At 63.1% G+C, this 19738-nt stretch carries 18 protein-coding genes; 11 read left to right on the plus strand and 7 right to left on the minus strand.

Annotation, left to right across the window (positions count from 1 at the left end; translation table 11 throughout):
• The first annotated feature begins 3 nt into the window (after positions 1-3).
• The 10 genes from C8C92_RS08070 (at position 4) to C8C92_RS08115 (ending at position 9930) form a co-directional block, all read left to right on the plus strand.
• Positions 4-912 carry a prephenate dehydrogenase/arogenate dehydrogenase family protein gene (locus C8C92_RS08070; protein ID WP_207780981.1) on the plus strand — a complete coding sequence of 303 codons (909 nt, stop codon included), beginning with the start codon at positions 4-6 and terminating at the stop codon, positions 910-912.
• An 18-nt stretch (positions 913-930) separates the two neighbouring features.
• Positions 931-2286 (plus strand): 3-phosphoshikimate 1-carboxyvinyltransferase, encoded by a 1356-nt coding sequence (aroA, locus tag C8C92_RS08075; protein ID WP_116743498.1) that lies wholly within the window; start codon positions 931-933, stop codon positions 2284-2286.
• A 61-nt stretch (positions 2287-2347) separates the two neighbouring features.
• Complete coding sequence (cmk, locus tag C8C92_RS08080) at positions 2348-3016, plus strand: (d)CMP kinase (protein ID WP_116743499.1); 669 nt, start codon at positions 2348-2350, stop codon at positions 3014-3016.
• 118 nt (positions 3017-3134) lie between these two features.
• Positions 3135-4847, plus strand: coding sequence for a 30S ribosomal protein S1 (rpsA, locus tag C8C92_RS08085; protein WP_071650172.1), 1713 nt, complete (start codon positions 3135-3137; stop codon positions 4845-4847).
• A gap of 17 nt (positions 4848-4864) precedes the next feature.
• Positions 4865-5170 carry an integration host factor subunit beta gene (locus C8C92_RS08090; RefSeq protein WP_008446215.1) on the plus strand — a complete coding sequence of 102 codons (306 nt, stop codon included), beginning with the start codon at positions 4865-4867 and terminating at the stop codon, positions 5168-5170.
• A 132-nt stretch (positions 5171-5302) separates the two neighbouring features.
• Positions 5303-5605 carry a LapA family protein gene (locus C8C92_RS08095; RefSeq protein WP_116743500.1) on the plus strand — a complete coding sequence of 101 codons (303 nt, stop codon included), beginning with the start codon at positions 5303-5305 and terminating at the stop codon, positions 5603-5605.
• Positions 5606-5651: 46 nt separating this feature from the next.
• Positions 5652-6827: a lipopolysaccharide assembly protein LapB gene (lapB, locus tag C8C92_RS08100; RefSeq protein ID WP_116743501.1), complete on the plus strand. Its 1176-nt coding sequence runs from the start codon at positions 5652-5654 to the stop codon at positions 6825-6827.
• 78 nt (positions 6828-6905) lie between these two features.
• Positions 6906-8273 (plus strand): UDP-glucose/GDP-mannose dehydrogenase family protein, encoded by a 1368-nt coding sequence (locus C8C92_RS08105; RefSeq protein WP_099760285.1) that lies wholly within the window; start codon positions 6906-6908, stop codon positions 8271-8273.
• Positions 8270-9223, plus strand: a complete 954-nt coding sequence (gene rfaE1 / locus C8C92_RS08110) for a D-glycero-beta-D-manno-heptose-7-phosphate kinase (protein ID WP_116743502.1) — start codon at positions 8270-8272, stop codon at positions 9221-9223. The genes C8C92_RS08105 and rfaE1 overlap by 4 nt, the downstream gene beginning before the upstream one ends.
• Positions 9224-9399: 176 nt before the next feature.
• Complete coding sequence (locus C8C92_RS08115; RefSeq protein ID WP_099760283.1) at positions 9400-9930, plus strand: helix-hairpin-helix domain-containing protein; 531 nt, start codon at positions 9400-9402, stop codon at positions 9928-9930.
• A 118-nt stretch (positions 9931-10048) separates the two neighbouring features.
• Here C8C92_RS08115 and C8C92_RS08120 read toward each other — a convergent pair whose 3' ends face one another.
• The 3 genes from C8C92_RS08120 to C8C92_RS27920 form a co-directional block, all read right to left on the minus strand.
• Positions 10049-11614 (minus strand): phospholipase D family protein, encoded by a 1566-nt coding sequence (locus C8C92_RS08120; RefSeq protein ID WP_116743503.1) that lies wholly within the window; start codon positions 11612-11614, stop codon positions 10049-10051.
• 125 nt (positions 11615-11739) lie between these two features.
• Positions 11740-13503, minus strand: a complete 1764-nt coding sequence (locus tag C8C92_RS08125; protein ID WP_116743504.1) for a cyclic nucleotide-binding domain-containing thioredoxin-disulfide reductase — start codon at positions 13501-13503, stop codon at positions 11740-11742.
• A 54-nt stretch (positions 13504-13557) separates the two neighbouring features.
• Positions 13558-13692 carry a hypothetical protein gene (locus C8C92_RS27920; RefSeq protein WP_279340917.1) on the minus strand — a complete coding sequence of 45 codons (135 nt, stop codon included), beginning with the start codon at positions 13690-13692 and terminating at the stop codon, positions 13558-13560.
• Positions 13693-13751: 59 nt separating this feature from the next.
• Between C8C92_RS27920 and cysM the strand changes: the two genes are divergently transcribed.
• On the plus strand, positions 13752-14654 hold the full coding sequence (gene cysM / locus C8C92_RS08130; RefSeq protein WP_116743505.1) for a cysteine synthase CysM: 903 nt from the start codon (positions 13752-13754) through the stop codon (positions 14652-14654).
• Positions 14655-14754: 100 nt separating this feature from the next.
• Here cysM and C8C92_RS08135 read toward each other — a convergent pair whose 3' ends face one another.
• The 4 genes from C8C92_RS08135 to C8C92_RS08150 all read right to left on the minus strand — a co-directional run bounded on the left by C8C92_RS08135 (position 14755) and on the right by C8C92_RS08150 (position 19735).
• A complete protein-coding gene (locus tag C8C92_RS08135) occupies positions 14755-15087 on the minus strand; it encodes a hypothetical protein (RefSeq protein ID WP_034751784.1) in 333 nt (110 codons plus the stop codon).
• 438 nt (positions 15088-15525) lie between these two features.
• Positions 15526-16671 (minus strand): lytic murein transglycosylase B, encoded by a 1146-nt coding sequence (mltB, locus tag C8C92_RS08140; RefSeq protein ID WP_099760279.1) that lies wholly within the window; start codon positions 16669-16671, stop codon positions 15526-15528.
• Between the two features lie 8 nt (positions 16672-16679).
• Positions 16680-18701, minus strand: a complete 2022-nt coding sequence (locus C8C92_RS08145; protein ID WP_116743506.1) for a DUF3488 and transglutaminase-like domain-containing protein — start codon at positions 18699-18701, stop codon at positions 16680-16682.
• Positions 18698-19735: a DUF58 domain-containing protein gene (locus tag C8C92_RS08150; RefSeq protein WP_116743507.1), complete on the minus strand. Its 1038-nt coding sequence runs from the start codon at positions 19733-19735 to the stop codon at positions 18698-18700. The genes C8C92_RS08145 and C8C92_RS08150 overlap by 4 nt, the downstream gene beginning before the upstream one ends.
• Between the last annotated feature and the right edge of the window lie 3 nt (positions 19736-19738).

The raw sequence follows: 19738 nt of genomic DNA on the forward strand, positions 1-19738 counted from the left end.
GCTATGACGATGCCTGCACTGAACAAGGTAGTCATCTTTGGCGTGGGCCTGATCGGCGGCTCGTTCGCGCGCGCCCTGAAGCACGCGGGCGCGGTTCAAACCGTGGTCGGCATGGGCCGCTCGCCGGCCTCGCTGGCGCGCGCGCTCGAATTGGGCATCATCGACGAAATCGGCGGCGACATGGCTGATGCCTTGCTTGGCGCCGACCTGGTGCTGGTCGCCGCGCCCGTGGCGCAGACGGGCGCTATTTTGGCGTCCATCGCGCCGCATCTGCAGCCCGGCACCATCGTCACCGATGCGGGCAGCACGAAAAGCGACGTGGTGGCGGCCGCGCGCATGGCGCTCGGTGGCAAGGTGGCGCAATTCGTGCCCGGCCACCCGATCGCGGGACGCGAGACGAACGGGCCTGACGCGGCCATCATCGATCTGTATCAAGGCAAGAAAGTGGTGCTCACGCCGCTGGCGGAAAATAGCGCCGCCGACGTGGAGCGGGTGGCGGCCGCGTGGCGCGCCTGCGGCGCCATCCTGCACACTTTGAGCCCCGAAGAGCATGACAAGGTATTTGCCGCCGTCAGCCATCTGCCGCATCTGCTGGCCTTTGCGCTGGTCGACGACATCGCCAACAAACCGCACGCGGGCCTGCTGTTCCAATACGCGGCCAGCGGCTTTCGCGACTTTACGCGCATCGCCGGCTCATCGCCGGAAATGTGGCGCGACATCAGCCTGGCCAACCAGCCGGCGCTGCTGCATGAACTGGACGCCTACCTGGCGCAGTTGACGACCTTGCGCGCCCACCTGGCCGCGAACGACGGCGCCGCCATCGAAGGCGTGTATGCGAACGCCCAGCACGCGCGGCAACAATGGATCGAGGCGATTGAAACGGCGGAAATACCTGCCGCGCCCACACGATAAATACTCAAGGATTCCAGCATGACCCAGACCAAGCACTACCCTCACCATATCGATTTGCAGCCGGTGATGCATGCCGAAGGCACGGTGCGTTTGCCCGGCTCGAAAAGCATTTCCAACCGCGTGCTGCTGCTCGCCGCGCTGGCCAGGGGCACGACGAAAATCATCGACTTGCTCGCCTCCGACGACACCTTCGTCATGCTCACGGCGTTGACGTCGCTGGGCGTGAAATGGACGCAGGATGAGCTGACGGGCGATCCGGCTACTGCCCACCAGGTGCACCACGTGGAAGGCTGCGGCGGCGTGTTCCCGCACCACGCGGCCGACCTGTTCATGGGCAACGCCGGCACGGCTATTCGCCCGCTGACGGCGGCACTGGCCGTCATCGGCGGCGACTACACCTTGCACGGCGTGTCGCGCATGCACGAGCGCCCCATCGGCGACCTGGTCGACGCGCTGAACGCCGTCGGCACGCAGATCGAATACACGGGCGAGCAGGGCTTCCCGCCGCTGCGCATCCGCCGTGGCCATATCCACGCGCAGCGCATCGCCGTGCGCGGCAATGTGTCGAGCCAGTTCTTGACGGCCCTCTTGATGGTGGCGCCGCTGATGGCGCGCGACCATGCGGTGACGATCGACGTGACGGGCGAGCTGATTTCTAAGCCGTACATTGAAATTACCCTGAACCTGATGCGCCGCTTCGGCGTGACGGTCGAGCATGACGGCTGGCAGTCGTTCACCGTGCAGCCGGGCCAGCACTATCAAAGCCCGGGCACGATCCACGTGGAAGGCGACGCGTCGTCGGCCTCGTATTTCCTGGCGGCCGGCGCCATCGGCGGCGGTCCCGTGCGCGTGGAAGGCGTGGGGCGCGACAGTATCCAGGGCGACGTGCGCTTCGTCGAAGCCTTGCAGCAGATGGGCGCGACCATCACCATGGGCGAGAACTGGATCGAGGCCCGCTCGAACGGCGTGCTGAAAGCCGTCGACATGGATTTCAACCACATTCCCGATGCGGCCATGACGATCGCCGTGGCCGCCCTGTACGCGGACGGCACCTCGACCTTGCGCAATATCGCCAGCTGGCGGGTGAAGGAAACGGACCGCCTGGCCGCCATGGCGACGGAATTGCGCAAGCTGGGCGCGGAAGTGGAAGAGGGCGCGGACTACCTGCGCGTGACGCCGCCAGCTGCAATCGCCGCCGCGACCATCGACACGTATGACGACCACCGCATGGCCATGTGCTTCTCGCTCGCCTCGCTCGATGGCGCCGCCCGCCGCGGCAACGCCATGCGCATCAACGACCCGAAATGCGTGGCCAAGACCTTCCCCGAGTATTTCGCCGCGTTTGCGGGGATTGCCAAGGATAGTCTTATTTAACCGAAACCCGGGGTCAGACCCGCCGGGTCTGACCCCAGCTGTTCATTGCATTGAGTAAATTATGTCAACCTCCAACATCCCAGTCATCGCCATCGACGGCCCTACCGCTTCCGGCAAGGGCACGGTGGCGCACCGCGTGGCCGACAAGCTGGGTTTTCATTACCTGGACTCGGGCGCGCTGTACCGCCTGACGGCTCTGAGCGCGCTGCGCCGCGGCACGGACTTGCGCGACGAGCACGCGCTGGCCAAGCTGGCCGAGCATCTGCCCTGCCATTTCGCGGGCGGCGAGATCTTGCTGGCGCAGGAAAACGTCACCGAGCAGATCCGTGCCGAAGAAGTGGGCAATACGGCGTCAAAAATTGCCGTGCTGCCAACGGTGCGCCAAGCGCTGGTGGGCTTGCAGCTGGGTTTTCGCAAGACGCCGGGCCTGGTGGCCGACGGGCGCGACATGGGCACGGTGATCTTCCCGCACGCCCAATTGAAGGTGTTCCTGACGGCCAGCGTCGAGGCGCGCGCGCAACGGCGCTACAAGCAATTGATAGACAAGGGTTTTTCTGCTAAGATGGAAGACCTTCTGATGGATTTGCAGGCGCGGGACGAACGTGATACTCACCGTGCGATTGCGCCGCTGGTCCCTGCGGAAGGGGCGCATGTCCTCGATACGTCGGAAATGACGGCAGATGTTGCCGTTGAAACCGTGTTGAAATGGTATGCAGCTGCAGCAAAATAGCGTGTTGTTGTGCTATGTGGTGCCCGTTGACGGCTCCTGGCCTGTCCGGGTGTGTCAAAAACCTAACCCAGTTTAAGTCGCGTCGTGCGATCTCTGCTGGATAACCTGTGTGAACCCTATGTCTACTGTTACAACTAACGAATCTACCGGTATGGAAAGTTTTGCTGCGCTCTTCGAGGAATCGTTGTCGCGTCAAGATATGCGCTCCGGCGAAGTTATTTCCGCTGAAGTCGTGCGCCTCGACCACAATTTCGTGATCGTGAACGCTGGCCTCAAATCCGAAGCATTCATCCCTGTCGAAGAATTCAAGAACGACCACGGCGAACTGGAAGTCAAAGTTGGTGACTTCGTTTCCGTGGCGATCGAATCGCTGGAAAACGGTTTCGGCGATACCATCCTGTCGCGCGACAAAGCCAAGCGTCTGGCTTCGTGGCTGGCTCTGGAAAAAGCGATGGAATCGGGCGAAATCGTCGTCGGTACCGTCAATGGTAAAGTCAAAGGCGGCCTGACCGTGTTGACCAACGGCATCCGCGCATTCCTGCCGGGCTCGCTGGTTGATACCCGTCCTGTCAAAGACACGACCCCATTCGAAGGCAAAACCCTCGAATTCAAAGTGATCAAGCTGGATCGCAAGCGTAACAACGTGGTTCTGTCCCGCCGCGCCGTCATCGAAGCTTCGATGGGCGAAGAGCGTCAGAAACTGATGGAAACGCTGAAAGAAGGCACGGTCGTGACCGGCGTCGTCAAAAATATCACCGACTACGGCGCGTTCGTGGATCTGGGCGGTATCGATGGCTTGCTGCACATCACCGACCTGGCATGGCGCCGTGTACGTCACCCGTCGGAAGTACTGACGGTTGGCCAGGAAATCACCGCCAAAGTCCTGAAATACGATCAAGAGAAAAACCGTGTTTCGCTGGGCGTGAAACAACTGGGCGACGATCCTTGGACCGGTCTGTCCCGTCGTTACCCACAAAGCACCCGTCTGTTCGGTAAAGTAACGAACCTGACCGACTACGGCGCATTCGTTGAAGTGGAACAGGGTATCGAAGGTCTGGTACACGTTTCCGAAATGGACTGGACGAACAAAAACGTTGCTCCTAACAAAGTTGTCCAACTGGGCGACGAAGTAGAAGTGATGGTTCTGGAAATCGACGAAGAGCGTCGTCGTATCTCGCTGGGTATGAAACAGTGCAAAGCCAACCCTTGGGATGACTTTGGCGTTACCCACAAGAAGGGCGATAAAGTCCGCGGCGCGATCAAATCGATCACCGACTTCGGCGTGTTCATCGGCCTGGCCGGTAACATCGACGGTCTGGTGCACCTGTCCGACCTGTCCTGGACCGAAACCGGCGAAGAAGCCGTGCGTCGCTTCAAGAAAGGTGACGAACTGGAAGCCATCGTTCTGGCCATCGACGTTGAGCGCGAGCGCGTTTCCCTGGGCGTCAAGCAACTGGAAGGTGACCCATTCAACAACTTCGCAGCCATGAACGACAAAGGCTCGCTGGTAACCGGCACCGTTAAATCGGTTGAGCCTAAAGGCGCCGTGATCCAACTGTCCGAAGAAGTCGAAGGCTACCTGCGCGCTTCCGAAATCTCGCGTGACCGCGTTGAAGATGCTGGTACGCACCTGAAAGTCGGCGATACCGTCGAAGCCATGGTGTTGAACATCGACCGCAAAGCCCGTGGTATCCAACTGTCGATCAAAGCGAAAGACAACGTGGAAACCCAGGAAGCCATGCAGAAGATGGCAGCTACCGACAACAACGCAGCTTCGGGCACCACCAGCCTGGGCGCCTTGTTGAAAGCTAAGTTCGATAACAAGAACTAAGACTGCGGATACGGCAGATGACAAAGTCCGAGCTGATCAACCGCCTCGCTGAGCGTTATTCTCAGCTGGTGGCGAAAGATGCGGAGTATGCCGTCAAGACCATTCTCGATGCGATGACCAACGCCCTGGCGACCGGTCAGCGTATCGAGATCCGCGGTTTTGGCAGTTTTGCCCTGAACAGCAGGCCCCCGCGCATCGGCCGCAACCCGAAATCCGGCGACAAGGTGATGGTTCCCGAAAAACGGGTACCCCACTTCAAACCGGGAAAACAGTTGCGCGAGCGCGTGGACGCGATGGTCGGGCAACCGATTATCGAGGATTAATCGTCTGCTGGAAGGCGGAAAATAAAGAGCGGCGTCCTTGGATGCCGCTTTTTTTTGTTAATATGTCCCAAGTTTATGCCGTGTGGCATGAACACCCTTTGTATCGCCGTTTTTCTTAGTCTGGACCTATCGATGAAAATCATCTCCACCATCGTTGGCTGTGTTCTTTTCGTCCTGTTCTTCAGTTTTGCGCTGAAGAATGCGCAGGTTGTCGACCTGCATGTTTTCCTCAATTATGAAATTCGCGGCCCCCTGGTCCTGATGCTGCTGGGCTTTTTTGTCGCCGGCGCCAGCCTGGGCGTATTGGCCCTGACGCCGACCGTGTTCCGTCACCGCCGCGAAGCGAACAGGCAAAAAACCACCATTGCCGCGCTGCAAACCGTTGGCGTGGCCAGCAATGTCCAGCCGCAACCGGACAGCGTGAGCGCGCAGTAAGCGGCGCCGTCGCTCCTATCTCTCTTACTCGAATAAAAACAATCGCATGGATTTTGAACTCTGGTGGCTCTTGGGTATCCCGGTGTTTTTCGCGCTGGGCTGGATTGCCGCGCGCGTCGACATTCATCAACTGGTGTCCGAATCGCGCAGCCTGCCGCGCAATTACTTCAGGGGCTTGAACTTCCTGCTCAATGAGCAGCATGACAAGGCCATCGATGCCTTCATCGAAGTCGTCAAGCTGGACCCGGAATCGGCCGATATGCACTTTGCGCTGGGCAATCTGTTTCGCCGCCGCGGCGAAACGGAGCGCGCCATTCGCGTGCACCAGAATTTGCTGGCGCGCCCGGACCTGCCGCTGGAACAGCAGGGCCATGCCGCCTACGAACTGGGCATGGATTACCTGAAGGCAGGCTTGCTGGACCGGGCCGAGGAAACCTTCAACAGCCTGATCGACACGCAATACGCGGCCCAGGCGCGCCGCGCGCTGCTGGAAATTTATCAGCGCGAAAAGGAATGGCCACGCGCCATCGAAGCGGCCGTCGGCTTGCAGGAGTCGGGCGCCGGGGCGCGGCAGAAGGAAATCGCCCAGTTCTATTGCGAACTGGCGCATGACGCGCTGGTGCACATGAAGCCGGATGAAGCCATGCCGCTGCTGGAAAAAGCCCTGCAGACGGATCGCAAGAGCGTGCGCGCCACCATCCTGACGGGCGACGTGCTGCTGGCGCGCGGCGACGTGGAAGGCGCGTTGACCACCTGGCGCCGCGTGGAGCAGCAAAGCGTGCCGCACGTGGCCCTGGTAGCGCAGCGCCTGATGGATGGCTACACCAAGGTGGGCCGCGCGCAGGAAGGCGTCAACCTGCTGCGCTCCTACCTGGAAGATGCGTCTTCGATCGACCTGATCGAGGTGGTCTTCAAGGCCGTCATCGAACTCGACGGCGTGGAAGCGGCGAAGCAGTTGGTCAGCGCCGAGCTGCGCCGTACGCCGACCCTGCTGGGCCTGGATAAACTGCTGGAAGCGCGCATGATGGATGCGCCGGCCGCCATCTGGTCCGAGCTGTCGATGGTGAAAAACCTCGTGCACGGCTACACGCAGAAGCTGGCCCGCTACCAATGCAGCCATTGCGGCTTCAAGGCACGCCAGTTTTACTGGCATTGCCCTGGCTGCAACAAGTGGGAGACGTATCCACCGCGCCGCACGGAAGAACTCAACGTCATGAATTAACCCGACACGCCACCTTGCCTTAGTGCAACGTGGCGTGTCCTTGTTTGCAGCATCCATATTTAGAAACACGGCACAACCATGAAAATTACCATTATCGGCACGGGCTATGTGGGCCTGGTGACCGGCGCCTGCCTGGCGGAGCTGGGCAACGACGTCTTTTGCCTCGACCTGGACGCACAGAAGGTCGCCTTGCTCAATAGCGGCGGCATCCCCATCCATGAACCGGGGCTGGAAGAAGTCGTGGCGCGCAACCGCGCCGCCGGCCGCATGACCTTTTCCACCGACGTCGAGGCAGCCGCCGCGCACGGCGTGATGCAATTCATCGCCGTCGGCACGCCGCCCGATGAAGACGGCTCGGCCGACCTGCAATACGTGCTGGCGGCCGCGCGCGGCATCGGCAAGTACATGACGGACTTCAAGGTCATCGTCGACAAGTCGACCGTGCCCGTCGGTACGGCTGAAAAAGTGCGCGCCGCCATCCAGGGCGAACTGGACGCGCGCGGCGTGGCCGCCACGTTCTCGGTGGCGTCGAACCCGGAATTTCTCAAGGAAGGCGCGGCTGTCGAAGACTTCATGCGCCCCGACCGCATCGTCATCGGCTGCGACAGCACGGCGGACGGCGAGCGCGCGCGCGAATTGCTGAAAAGCCTGTATGCGCCATTCAACCGCAACCGCGAACGCACCTACTGGATGGACGTGCGCTCGGCCGAATTCACGAAGTATGCGGCGAACGCCATGCTGGCAACGCGTATTTCCTTCATGAATGAGCTGGCGAACCTGGCCGACAAGGTGGGCGTCGATATCGAGGCCGTGCGCCACGGCATCGGTTCCGACCCGCGCATCGGCCACAGCTTCCTGTACGCAGGCTGCGGCTATGGTGGTTCCTGCTTCCCGAAAGACGTGCAGGCGCTCGAGCGCACGGCGCGCGGCTACGGGCAGGAGTTGCTGATCCTGCGTGCCGTCGAAGCCGTCAACGACCAGCAGAAGCAGGTGCTGGGGCGCAAAGTGGTCACTCGCTTCGGCGCAGATCTGACGGGCCGGCATTTCGCTGTCTGGGGACTGGCCTTCAAGCCGAACACGGACGACATGCGCGAAGCGTCAGCCCGCGTGCTGCTGGCGGACTTGCTGGCGCGCGGCGCCACGGTGGCCGTGTATGACCCGGTCGCCATGCCCGAGGCACGCCGCGTGCTGCAACTGGACTTGACGCCGGAGCAGTTGGCAAGGGTGCGCTTTGCCGACAGTCCGAAGGATGCGCTGCAGGACGCCGATGCGCTGGTCATCGTGACCGAATGGAAAGCCTTCCGCAGTCCCGATTTCGAACAGGTCAAGGCGCGCCTGAAGCAGGCCGTGATCTTTGACGGACGCAACCTGTTCGAGCCGGCCGTCATGGCCGAGAATGGCATCGAATACCACGGGATCGGTCGCTCGATCCTGACGCGCGCATGAGCGCCCAAGAGGTGGTCGCCCTGACGGCGCCGGCCGCGTTGGCCCAGGTGCGCATGCTGGTGGTGGGCGATGTGATGCTGGACCGCTACTGGTTCGGCGATGTCAGCCGTATTTCGCCGGAAGCGCCGGTGCCCATCGTGCGCATCGAGAGGCGCGAAGAGCGCCTGGGTGGCGCGGCCAACGTGGCGCGCAATGCGGCCGCGCTGGGAGCGAAGACGAGCTTGCTGGGCGTGGTCGGCGACGACGAGGCCGGCAGCCAGGTCGAACGCCTGCTCGAGGGGGGTGGCATCCACAGCTATCTGCAGCGCGATGCGGCCATTTCTACCATCATCAAGCTGCGCGTGATCGGCCGCCAGCAGCAGATGCTGCGCATCGATTTCGAGGATGCGCCCAGCGATACGGTGCTGCGCGACAAGCTGGCGCAGTTTAATGCCCTCTTGCCGCATTACGATGTGGTAGTCCTGTCGGACTACGCCAAGGGCAGCCTGGTGAACGTGGCCGAGATGATCAAGGCGGCGAGAATGGCCGGCAAGATCGTCATGGTCGACCCCAAAGGCGATGATTTCAGTCGCTATGCCGGAGCGTCAGTGCTCACTCCGAATAAATCGGAACTGCGCCGCGTGGTCGGCAACTGGAGTACGGAAGCGCAATTGACGGAACGCGCGCAGCAGATGCGTGCGCAGCTGGGCCTGGACGCCTTGCTGCTGACCCGCTCGGAAGAGGGCATGAGCCTGTACACGGCCGACGAGGTGCTGCACATGCCGACCGATGCGCGCGAAGTATTCGACGTCTCGGGTGCGGGCGACACGGTGATCGCCACCATGGCGGCCATGCTGGGCGCCGGCATGAGCCTGGGCGACGCCGTGCGTACGGCCAACCGGGCCGGCGGCATCGTCGTCGGCAAGCTCGGGACGGCCACCGTCACCCGCGAAGAGCTGTTCCCGCAGTAATCGCCGCCGTATTCCGCATCTTGCCTGCGCCGCATCATTTGATCTGGCGCAGGTTTTCCCGTCCTTCCGCTGTCCCGTCTTGTCAACCGTATCACGCCACAGCCGTTAAAGCCGTTAAGGCGCTGCTCCTCCCTTGCGTTCGAGTCATCTTGAAACCACACCACGGAGAGATACCCATGTTCAAAAAAATACTGCTGGCCATCGTCACCCTGATCGCGACGATGGGTTTTGCCTTTGCCCAGGTCGATGTCAACAAGGCGGACCAGGCGGCACTCGACGGCGTCAAGGGCATCGGCCCCGTCACATCGAAAGCCATCCTTGATGAACGTGCCAAGGGCGGCGCCTTCAAGGATTGGGCCGATTTCGAAAGCCGCGTAAAAGGCATCGGACCGAAAAGTTCCGTGAAACTGTCGGAAGCGGGCTTGCAGGTGAATGGTCAGGCCAAGTCTGGTGCGCCAGCGGCTCCGGTGGCGAAAGCTGCCCCGGCAAAAAAGGAAACTGCTGTGAAGGAAGTTGCAGCGAAAGAAGCCGCACCGAAGCCAGCTGCTGCGACCGACACCGCTGCGGCGCCAGCCAAGACGGCCGCTGAAACGAAAAAAGAAGCTGCTGCTGCCAAGAAAGAAGCGAAGGCTGCCGCCGCTGCCGCGAAGAAAGAAGCGAAGCTGGCTGCAGCCGATGCGAAGAAGGCTGAAGCCGAGAAAAAGTAAGCGTGTTGCTGTAAAGCGTGTTGCGTGGTGGTGCCGCGCAGCACGAGAAGAAAACCCTGCGTGGTACCGGCCGCGCGGGGTTTTTTTTATGCGCCGCCACTTTGCCCTGCCGATGCGCCTACAGCTGCGACTCGATCGGCAGCCAGCGCATCACGGATACCAGCATGCGGCGCCAGAAGCCTGACTCCGGATCGTGCGCCCATACCTTGGCGGGCTGTTCGGTGGCGTCGGACCAGCGCAGGGCGCCGTTGTCGAGGAATAAGCGGTAGCTGGTGTCGCCCGACGTCGAGTGCAGGAACAGCGCGCGCATGTCGGCCCCCAGCGCGGCATCGTGGAACAGCACGCCCATCTCCGTGTTCAGCTGGGCCGAGCGGGGATCGAGGTTGAAGGAGCCGACGAAGCCCCGCTGGCCATCGACCACCACGGCCTTGGTATGCAGGCTGGCGCGGCTCGAACCCATCAGGCTGATGCGCTTGCGGTGCTGTGTCTTCAATTCATACAGGTCGACGCCACCGCCGAGCAGCACTTCGCGGTAGCGCGCATAGCCCGCATGCACGAGGGCCACGTCGGTGGCGGCCAGCGAGTTGGTCAGCACACTGACCTTGACGCCGGCGGCGACCTTGTCGGCCAGGCTCTGCGTCAGCGCCGCGCCGGGCACGAAGTAGGGCGAAGTCAGCAGCGCTTCCTCGCGCGCGTCCGTCAGTAGCGGCAGCAAGCTGTGCATGAGCCAGTGCTCGCTGCGCTGCAAACTGGCCACGGGCGCGGCTTTTTCCGGCGGGTCCGACAGCACTTGTACCTGCGCGCTCCAGTGCAGCCGCAGCCGGCCGTCGAGGTGGGCCTGCAGCTGGCCCGCATCGGTCAGCTGCCGCAGGTAGGGCGAGGCGCCCAGTTCACCCGTGAGCGCGTCGAGGCGGGCGCGCACAGCCTGCAGTTCCGGCGTGCCGGCGTTCTTGCCAGCGTGCAGGGCGCCGATGGGGATGACGGCGCGGCTGTTCCAGAAGCGGTCGAAAATGTCGCTCGTCTGCTGTACGGCGGGGCCCACCAGCAGCAAGTCGGCATCCTGGAAATTGACTTGCTCGGCTGCATCAAAGTATTCATCGCCGATATTGCGCCCGCCGACCAGGGCCACCCTGCCGTCGACGATCCAGGCCTTGTTGTGCATGCGCCGGTTCAGGCTGACGGCGCGCAAGGCCATTTCCACGGCGCGCAACCAGATGCCGTCGCGGTTGCGGCCCGGATTGAAGATGCGCACGTCGATCAGCGGATGGCTGTCGAGCGCGAGGATAGCGGCGTCCTGGCCGCGCGCATTGATATCGTCAAGCAACACGCGCACGCGCACGCCGCGGTCGGCCGCGCGCAGCAGTTCGCGCACCAGCAGGCGGCCCGTGACGTCGTTATGCCAGATGTAGTATTGCAGGTCGATGCTGCGGCCCGCTTCGCGTGCGCTCAGGGCGCGCAGGGCGAACGCTTCCAGGTTGTCATCGATCAGGGCCGTGCCGCTCTGCTCCGGGCGTTGCGCCAGCTGCGGCGCCAGCACGCGGTCGAGCAGGGTAGCGTCGGCTGCCACCGGCAAGGCCGTTCCCGGCGCCCCCAGCGACCGTTCGGCGAAGCGCCCGTAGCTGTACAGCGCAGCGATGCTGAGCCCGGCAAACAGGGTGGCCAGTAGCAGCAATTTGACGAGCATGTGGCGCACTGTCAGCGGACCGCGGGCAGGCTGCAGCGCGAGAAAAGCCTGGTGGTGTGGAGCATGCGGACTCTTTCAGCGGGATGGCAACAGCCGATTGTAGCAGTTTCCACAATGCACGATTTTCAGGCGGAGCCAGCCGGCAGGCGCGCCAGAAAACCGTGAATCTGCGACACGACCGCCGCGCCTTCACCGACGGCGGCCGCCACGCGCTTGGTCGAGCCGGCGCGCACGTCGCCGATGGCGAAGACGCCCGGCACGCTCGTTTCCAGCGCGGCGCGCTCGGGCAAGTCCGCTGGAGACACGGTATGGCCGTGGCCATGGGCGCGGCATTCGGCGCGCGTGACGTCGAAGCCCGTGCGGATGAAACCCTGTTCGTCGACGGCCACGGCGCAGTCGTGCAGCCAGTCCGTGTTCGGATCGGCGCCGACGAAGAGAAACACGCGGCGCACGGCGCAATCGCATTCTTCACCCGTCTGCTTGTTGCGCCAGCGGGCGCCCGTCAAGCCATCGTCGTCGCCTTCGAGGGCGATGATTTCCGTGTGCGTGTGCAAGGTGATGTTGGGCGTGGCGGCGATGCGCTCGATCAGGTAGCTCGACATGCTGGCCGCCAGCCCTGCGCCGCGGATCACCATGTGGACCTTGGCCGCGTGGCCGGAGAGAAACACGGCCGCCTGGCCGGCCGAGTTGCCGCCGCCGACCAGGATGATCTCTTCCTGCTTGCACAGCTTGGCTTCGATGGGCGAGGCCCAGTAATACACGCCCCGTCCCTCATACGTTTTCAGGTTCGCCAGCGAGGGGCGGCGGTAGCGCGCGCCGCAGGACAGCACCACCGTGCGGGCGCGCACCTGGGTGCCGTCGCACAGCTTGACGCGCAGGGGCCAGCTATCGCACAGCAAGTTGGCGGCGCTTGCCGGGGTGGCGATTTCGACGCCGAACTTTTGCGCCTGCACATAGGCGCGTCCCGCCAGGGCGCGACCGGAAATGCCGGTGGGAAAGCCCAGATAGTTTTCGATGCGCGCGCTGGCGCCCGCCTGGCCGCCATACGCGCGCTGTTCCAGCGCCAGGACCGATAGCCCTTCGGAGGCCGCATACACGGCCGTGGCCAGGCCGGCGGGGCCGGCGCCCACCACCAGCACGTCGAAGATCTTGTCGCCGGACAAATCAGGCAACATGCCCAGGCAGCGTCCCAGTTCCGCATTGCCGGGATTCTTCATGACCTTGCCGTCGGGACAGACGACCAAGGGCCATTCCTGCGGCGTGGGCTGGTAGCGCTCGGCCAGCGCGGCGGCGGCCGCATCGCTGGCCGGATCGAGCACCGTGTGCGGGTGGCCATTGCTCGATAGAAAACTTTGCAGGTGGAACAGATTGCCATTGCCACGCGGCCCCACCAGCACGGGGCCGCCTGAATTGACTTCGATCAGGGCCACGCGGCGCAGGATCAGGGCGCGCACGATGCGCTCGCCCATTTCCGCTTCCGCCACGATCAGCGCGCGCAGCGATTCCGAGCTGATGACGAGTACCTCCACGTCGCCCACGGCATGGCCATTGACGAGGGCGGGGCGGCCCGACAGCTGCGCCACTTCGGCGATGAAATGGCCGGGGCCGATTTCGCGCATCAGCGAGGTGCGGCCCAGGCCTTCGTGGCGCGTGACGGCGACGAGGCCCGCCAGGATGACCAGCATGCCGAAGCTGCTGTTCCCCGCCTCGAACAGGGTGGCGCCATCCGCGTAGCGGCAGACCTTGCCATAGCGTTGCAGGCGGCGCAGTTCGGCTTCGCTGAAGACGGGGGAAATCTGGTGCATGCGGCCCTGGATGTCGAGGCTGCTGGCCTGGACGGGATCGTCCTGCGTGGTTTCGGGGATGAATTCGGGTGCGCTTGCGCTCATGACTGATCCATTGATTGAATAAGCAAATTACTAAAATAACTAACCGTCACGAGTCTAGCGCATGCGCGCGCGGCCCGCTGGCGCACCGCGCGCGGCCGCCCTGGCATGGCGCAACGCCAGGCGCCATGCGGCCTGACGCACGGGCGGCCTCAGCGGGAGCAGCCTGGCGGGGCGGCGGTTTTTAGCCATACGCCGTCCAGCATCTCATATTAGAATGGGTCTTTGTTGAAATTACTCAAACAGACACGATGGCTTACAAGACACTTGAAGATACGATAGGCAATACCCCGCTGGTGCAACTGACGCGCTTGCCGGGCGCCGATGCGATTGCGCGCAACAACGTCATCCTCGGCAAGCTGGAAGGCAACAACCCGGCCGGCTCCGTGAAGGACCGCGCCGCCATGTCCATGCTCAAGCGCGCTGAAGAGCGCGGCGTCATCAAGCCGGGTGATACCCTGATCGAGGCCACCAGCGGCAATACGGGCATCGCGCTGGCCATGGCCGCCGCCTTGCGCGGCTACAAGATGCTGCTCTTGATGCCAGACAATCTCAGCGTGGAGCGCCGCCAGAGCATGGCCGCCTACGGCGCCGACATTCTGTTGACGCCGAAGACGGGTGGCATGGAATATGCGCGCGACCTGGCCGAGCAGATGCAGAAGGATGGCCGTGGCATCATCCTCGACCAGTTCGCCAACGAAGACAATTCGCGCGCCCACTACGAAAGCACGGGACCGGAAATCTGGCGCGATACGCATGGCCAGGTCACGCATTTCGTCAGCGCCATGGGCACGACGGGCACCATCATGGGCGTGTCGCGCTATTTGAAGGAACAAAATCCCGCCATCCAGATCATCGGTGCACAGCCCGAGGATGGATCGCAGATTCCCGGCATTCGCAAGTGGCCGGAAGCGTACTTGCCGAAAATTTACGACAAGTCGCGCGTGGACCAGGTGGAATACGTGAGCCAGGGCGTGGCCGAGCGCATGGCGCGCAGCCTGGCGGCAGAAGAAGGCTTGTTCTGTGGCATCTCGGCAGCCGGCGCCTGCGAAATCGCGCTGCGCATCTCGCAAACGGTGGAAAATGCGACGATCGTATTTGTCGTCTGCGACCGCGGCGACCGTTATCTCTCGACCGGCGTGTTTCCTGCTTGATAGTTAATACTGGAAAATAAAATCGGCCAGAACGGCCTGAGAACTGCTGGAAATACCCCCTCCCCATGGCGGGGAGGGAAAACCTGCGAAACTGGCAGGATCAGCCTTGTGGCGTTTCGCCTTCTTTTGGCTTGAATTGCTTGTCGCTGATGCGGAATTTGTTACGACGGTCACCCATCAGGTAACGCAGGTCACGGATGCTCAGGTCGCTCACTTCGTGCATGCGGATCAGCAGCGATGCGCCGACAGGCAGGCGGTGGTGGCGGATTTTGCTGATGACCGGTGGCGCCACTTCCAGCGCGCGGGACAAGGCTGCGTCGTTTTTCAGGCGCAGGTTTTCGATCAGGGTATCGAGCAATCTGTTTGGGTTGTACTGGAGCAGATCGTCGGAGTCCGAATCGCTGTTCATATCAATGCCGACTTGGTTTGTCATGATGTTAATGTTCCTTCTGTAGTTGCACTGCAAAGTAAAAAACACTCGGAGCTCGCTCTTGCTGCGTTCATGTTCATTCTTTACTAAAAGGAACAAATTCACACACGGTACGATCCGGGATACAGTTTTTCATGATATATACACAATTGTACAGCAGGATTCCATTTCAGGCCGGAAAGCTCTGTAATCTTGCTTTGGATAAAAAAAGTGTTGTCATGCTGCAACAGCTATTTATTCTTTATTATGCTCTATGATAGAACAAAAATTGTACTTTGACAAAAGTTAAGTATAAAACCATTTCTGTATTCCGTGCCGCACAAAGGCTGGCGAGCGAGGCTGGCACATGTTATCGGCCCCACCATAGACCTGTTTGCTGGTCGCTTCAACATCGCTTACGCTTTCTTACAAGTAATATTATAACTTTACACTGACTTTCGGTTAGCGTGCGCGCACTTGGCTGATGGCTTTGCCCAAGTCGATGACTGACATGGCATAAAAATAACTTCTGTTGTACTGAGTTATAGCAAAGAAGTTATTGCTTGCCAAGTGATACTCAGTTGCTTCTGAACCATTTTGCAGATCAATCAGGCCGAACAACATGTTCTGGGGCGTGGCTGTGACGGTACTCACGCCGGCTTCCTGCAATTCCTCCAGCCGGTACTTGGCTTGCAAGCCCTGGCCGATGAACTTTTCCCAGGCGTGGCTGGACGAGACGGTGACGCGATACGTGCTGATGGCCGGGTCATCGCGCCGCCAGCCGTGTTCGACGAGGAAATGCGCCACGCTGCCGATGGCGTCGGCGGTGGAATTGCGCAAGTCGATGTGGCTATCGCCATCGAAGTCCACCGCGAATTTCATGATGCTGCTGGGCATGAACTGGGGCAGGCCGATGGCGCCCGCATACGAGCCGAGCAGGGTCAAGGGATCGATGCCATCCTTGCGCGCGTACAGCAGCGCGTTTTCCAGTTCGCCCTTGAAAAATTCCATGCGTGCGGCGCGCGTCGGGCTTTCCGGATAGGAAAACGCCAGGGTCGTCAGCGCGTCGAGCACGCGGAAACGGCCCGTGTTGCGTCCGTACACGGTTTCCACGCCGATGATGCCGACGATGATTTCGGCCGGCACGCCATAGTCGCGTTCGGCGCGCGCCAGCGCTTCCGCGTTCGCTTCCCAGAATTTCACGCCCGCATTGATACGCACCGGCTCGATGAAGCGGGCGCTGTAGGCTTGCCAGTTCTTCGGCTTGCCCGGCGGCGCCGGTTTCATCAGCTGCACGGTCGACTCGACATAGCGCACCTTGCCGATCAGGGTATCGAGTTCGGCGCGGTCAAAACCATGCTTGGCGGACATCTCGTCGAGGAAGGCACGCACTTCTTTCCAGTTGGCATAGTCGACAAACTCGCCTTCGAAGTCGAATTTCGCCGGTGCTTTTTTGGCCGTCGCCTTGGCGGGCGGGGCCTTGGCCGCGCGCACGGCACGGGCGCGGTCAGCGGCGGAAATGTTGCTGTTTTCGCCAGCGTGCGCGGTGGACAGGCACAGGGGAAGGGAGAGGAGCAGGCACAGGGCGGAGGTTTTGATCGGTAACAAGGAGCGTCTCATCGGCATTGGGTTAACAGGTGGCGCAAGCTGCGCCGCGCGCGGGATTGTTCGTTTGGGTTGGCATTACCATACTTCATCGTGGCATAGATTGCCAGAAACTGTGCGATGGCGGCGTGCGCCTCTTGTGTGGCCTTGCCTGCGGCCAGGCGCGCAGCATAACCGTGCGGCCCTTCATGCGGCGCACGGCTGTAGCCGCGTCGCGCTTGCTGGCGGCAAAACTGCAGGTACAGGGCGTCGAGCGGATCGCCTTGCCGCGCCTGCCGCCACCAGACCAGTGCACCAGCTGCGGCGGACAGCAGGGCCAGCGCGGCGCAAGCGAGTGCCAGGGTCGTCGCCGGCAGGTTTTTCAAGCGATCGAGCATGGCGCGCTGGCGTTGCGGCGTGGTGTCGAGCACCCAGCTGCTCCAGGCGTGCTCGGCCTGCTGCCATTGCTGGCGCCATGCGGCCAGTGCCCCTGTCGCGCCGCCATCGAGGCCGGCCAGCGCGCGCCAGGCCGTCAGCGGCGACGCGGCCGCTGGCAGGGCGGCATCGAGGTTGCGCTGCGTGCGCAGGGGCGCGACGGCGCTGGTGGGATCGACGCGTACCCAGCCCCGGCCCGCCAGCCACACTTCGCTCCAGGCATGGGCATCGGACTGGCGTACGTTCAAGCTGTTGTCGCTAGCGTTGCGCAGGCCGCCCTGGTACCCCGTAACGACGCGCGCGGGAATGCCCATGGCGCGCATCAGCACGACGAAGCTGCCCGCGTAGTGCTCGCAAAAGCCCGCCTGCGTGGTAAACAGGAAGTCGTCGATGCCATGCTTGCCCAGCAGCGGTGGCTGCAGGGTGTAGCGGAAGGGCGCGTGGCGCAAGTGCGTGAGGACGGCGGCGATGGCGGCGGCGGGCGCCAGCGCCTGCGCGCCGCTGCCGCGCAGTGCGCGGGCCCAGGCGATGCTGCGCGGGTTGCTGCCAGCGGGCAAGGCCAGCCATGGCTGTTGCTGGGCCAAAGGCAGCTTGGCCTGCAGCCGGTAGCGGACTTGGGAACTGACGCGGTAATGCACGGTCGAAGTAATGGGCTGTATGGTCAGCACTTCCAGCGCAGACGACACGACATACGGATTGCCAGGCAAGCGTTCGATGCTGCGCGGCAAGTCGAGTGCGAAGATGCGCCGCTGGCCGCTCGCTGGCAAGGTCACTGCGTAGTGGCTGGGCGGCCCTTCCAGCGCGATGTCGATGCGGCTGTCGCTGGCGGGCGTGCGCCGGCCAGCGCCCATGCGCGTCCAGGTGGCGCCATCGTAGTCACCCAGCACAACGCCGCGCCAGTACAGCTGGTCTTGCGGCGGGAGCGGCGTGGAAAAACGGGCCGTAAAGACGGGTTCGTTTGATAGGGCCAGCGAGGCGATGGCGCCCGGCTGCATGCTGTCGGACAAGCCCGTGCGCGCCTGCGCCCCTTCTGATGCTGCGCCCCACAGGGGGCCGTCGACGCGCGGCACGGCAAGAAACAGTACGCACGCCAGGGGAAGGGCCAGCGCCAGCATGCGTCCCAGCAAGCCCAGCCTTTGCGCCAGGCGCGGCTGCAGCGTGCCGTACTGGGCCGAGAGCAGGGCGGCCAGCAGCACGATCATGGTGGCCAGCATCCAGGCGGCGCTGAGGATGCCTTGCGCATGAAAGAAGTTGGCCAGCAGCAAAAAGAAACTGAGGAAGACGAAGACGAAGATGTCGCGCCGGCCATGCATTTCCAGCGATTTCAAGGCTAGCAGCAGGGCCAGCATTGCCACGCCGGGATCGCGTCCCAGCACGCTGCCATAGCTGGCGTACACGCCGGCGATGCCCAGCAAGGCCAACGGCGCCAGCACGGCGAGCGGCGGCTGGCGCCGGCCCCGCACGGTAATGACGGCGCGCCACAGCAGCGGTGCGGCTGTCGCTAGCGACAACCATGGGGGCAGGTGCAGCGCGTGGGGCGCGAGCACCATGGCGGCGGCCAGCAACAGCAGCACAATGTCGGCCTTCTCGCGCGGCATGCCGCTCAGCCAGGCCTTCATGGCATCGCCTGCGCTGGCGGCAAATTGTGCGGCAAATCGTGCGGCGAACCATGCAGGGCCAGTGCGCGCAGGCAGGCGTCGCGCTGGCCGGCACCCAGGGCCGGTGCCAGGGTCAGCACACCCAGGCGCAAGCCATATGGCGAGCCCGTGCTTTCCGCCTGCAGCACCCAGGCGGCCAGGCGCGACAGGCGCGCTTCCGGCGCCAGCGCGTGCAGGGCGGCGTAGTCGAGCATAAGCTTGCCATGCGTGCCATGCGTGCCATGCGCTGCGTCCTTTGGTGCGTCGGCGCCAGGCTGGAATTGCTTGCTGAATAAATGCTCGCCATCATGGCGGGCGATCTGGCGCCAGGCCAGGCGCTGCAAGGGATCGCCCGGTTGGTAGGCGCGCACGCCGGCCAGTTCCAGGGCGCCGCCGGGCAAGTCTGGTGAGTCTGGCCAGCCTGGCTGGCGTGCCTGCTGTATTGTGCCGGCCGGCCACGGCAGTGGAGGCGCATCTTGCTCGGGCTGTGGATATACGAGCACGCGCGCCTCGGGCTGCCAATGGCACCAAGCAACAAACAAGCCCAGCGGAAAACTGCCGGACAGGCGCACGGCTGGCGCATTCAGCCACCCCCGTTGTCGGGTTGGCATGCCGATGCTGACGGCCGTTTCGCCGTGGGCGGCGATATCGGCCAGGCCGGGTGCCGTTGGCGAACCGCTGACGGCCAAGTGGATCGCATGGCGCGGGCGGCGGCTGCGGTTGATCAGGCGCAAGGTGAACAAGGCGTGGCTGCCTGCAAACACGGGCTTGCCCGGCGCGGCGGCCAGCGCCAGGCCCGCCAGGTTGCGGCTGCTAAACAGCATGTCGGCGATGGCGCAGGCGGCCGCGAAATACGTGAGCGCATAGCCCAGGCCCAGGCCGTAATTGACGGCGGCGATCCATAGTGCCAGCAGCAGCGCGGCAAACGCCAGGCCCGCACGCGAGGGGCGGATGTGCACGCGCTGCGCGCCCAGCCAGGGGCGCGTCGGTAGCCATGGAATAGTGCGCCAGCGCATGCC

Source organism: Janthinobacterium sp. 78 (genome assembly GCF_003096775.1).
In the GTDB taxonomy this organism is placed as follows: Bacteria; Pseudomonadota; Gammaproteobacteria; order Burkholderiales; family Burkholderiaceae_D; genus Janthinobacterium; species Janthinobacterium tructae.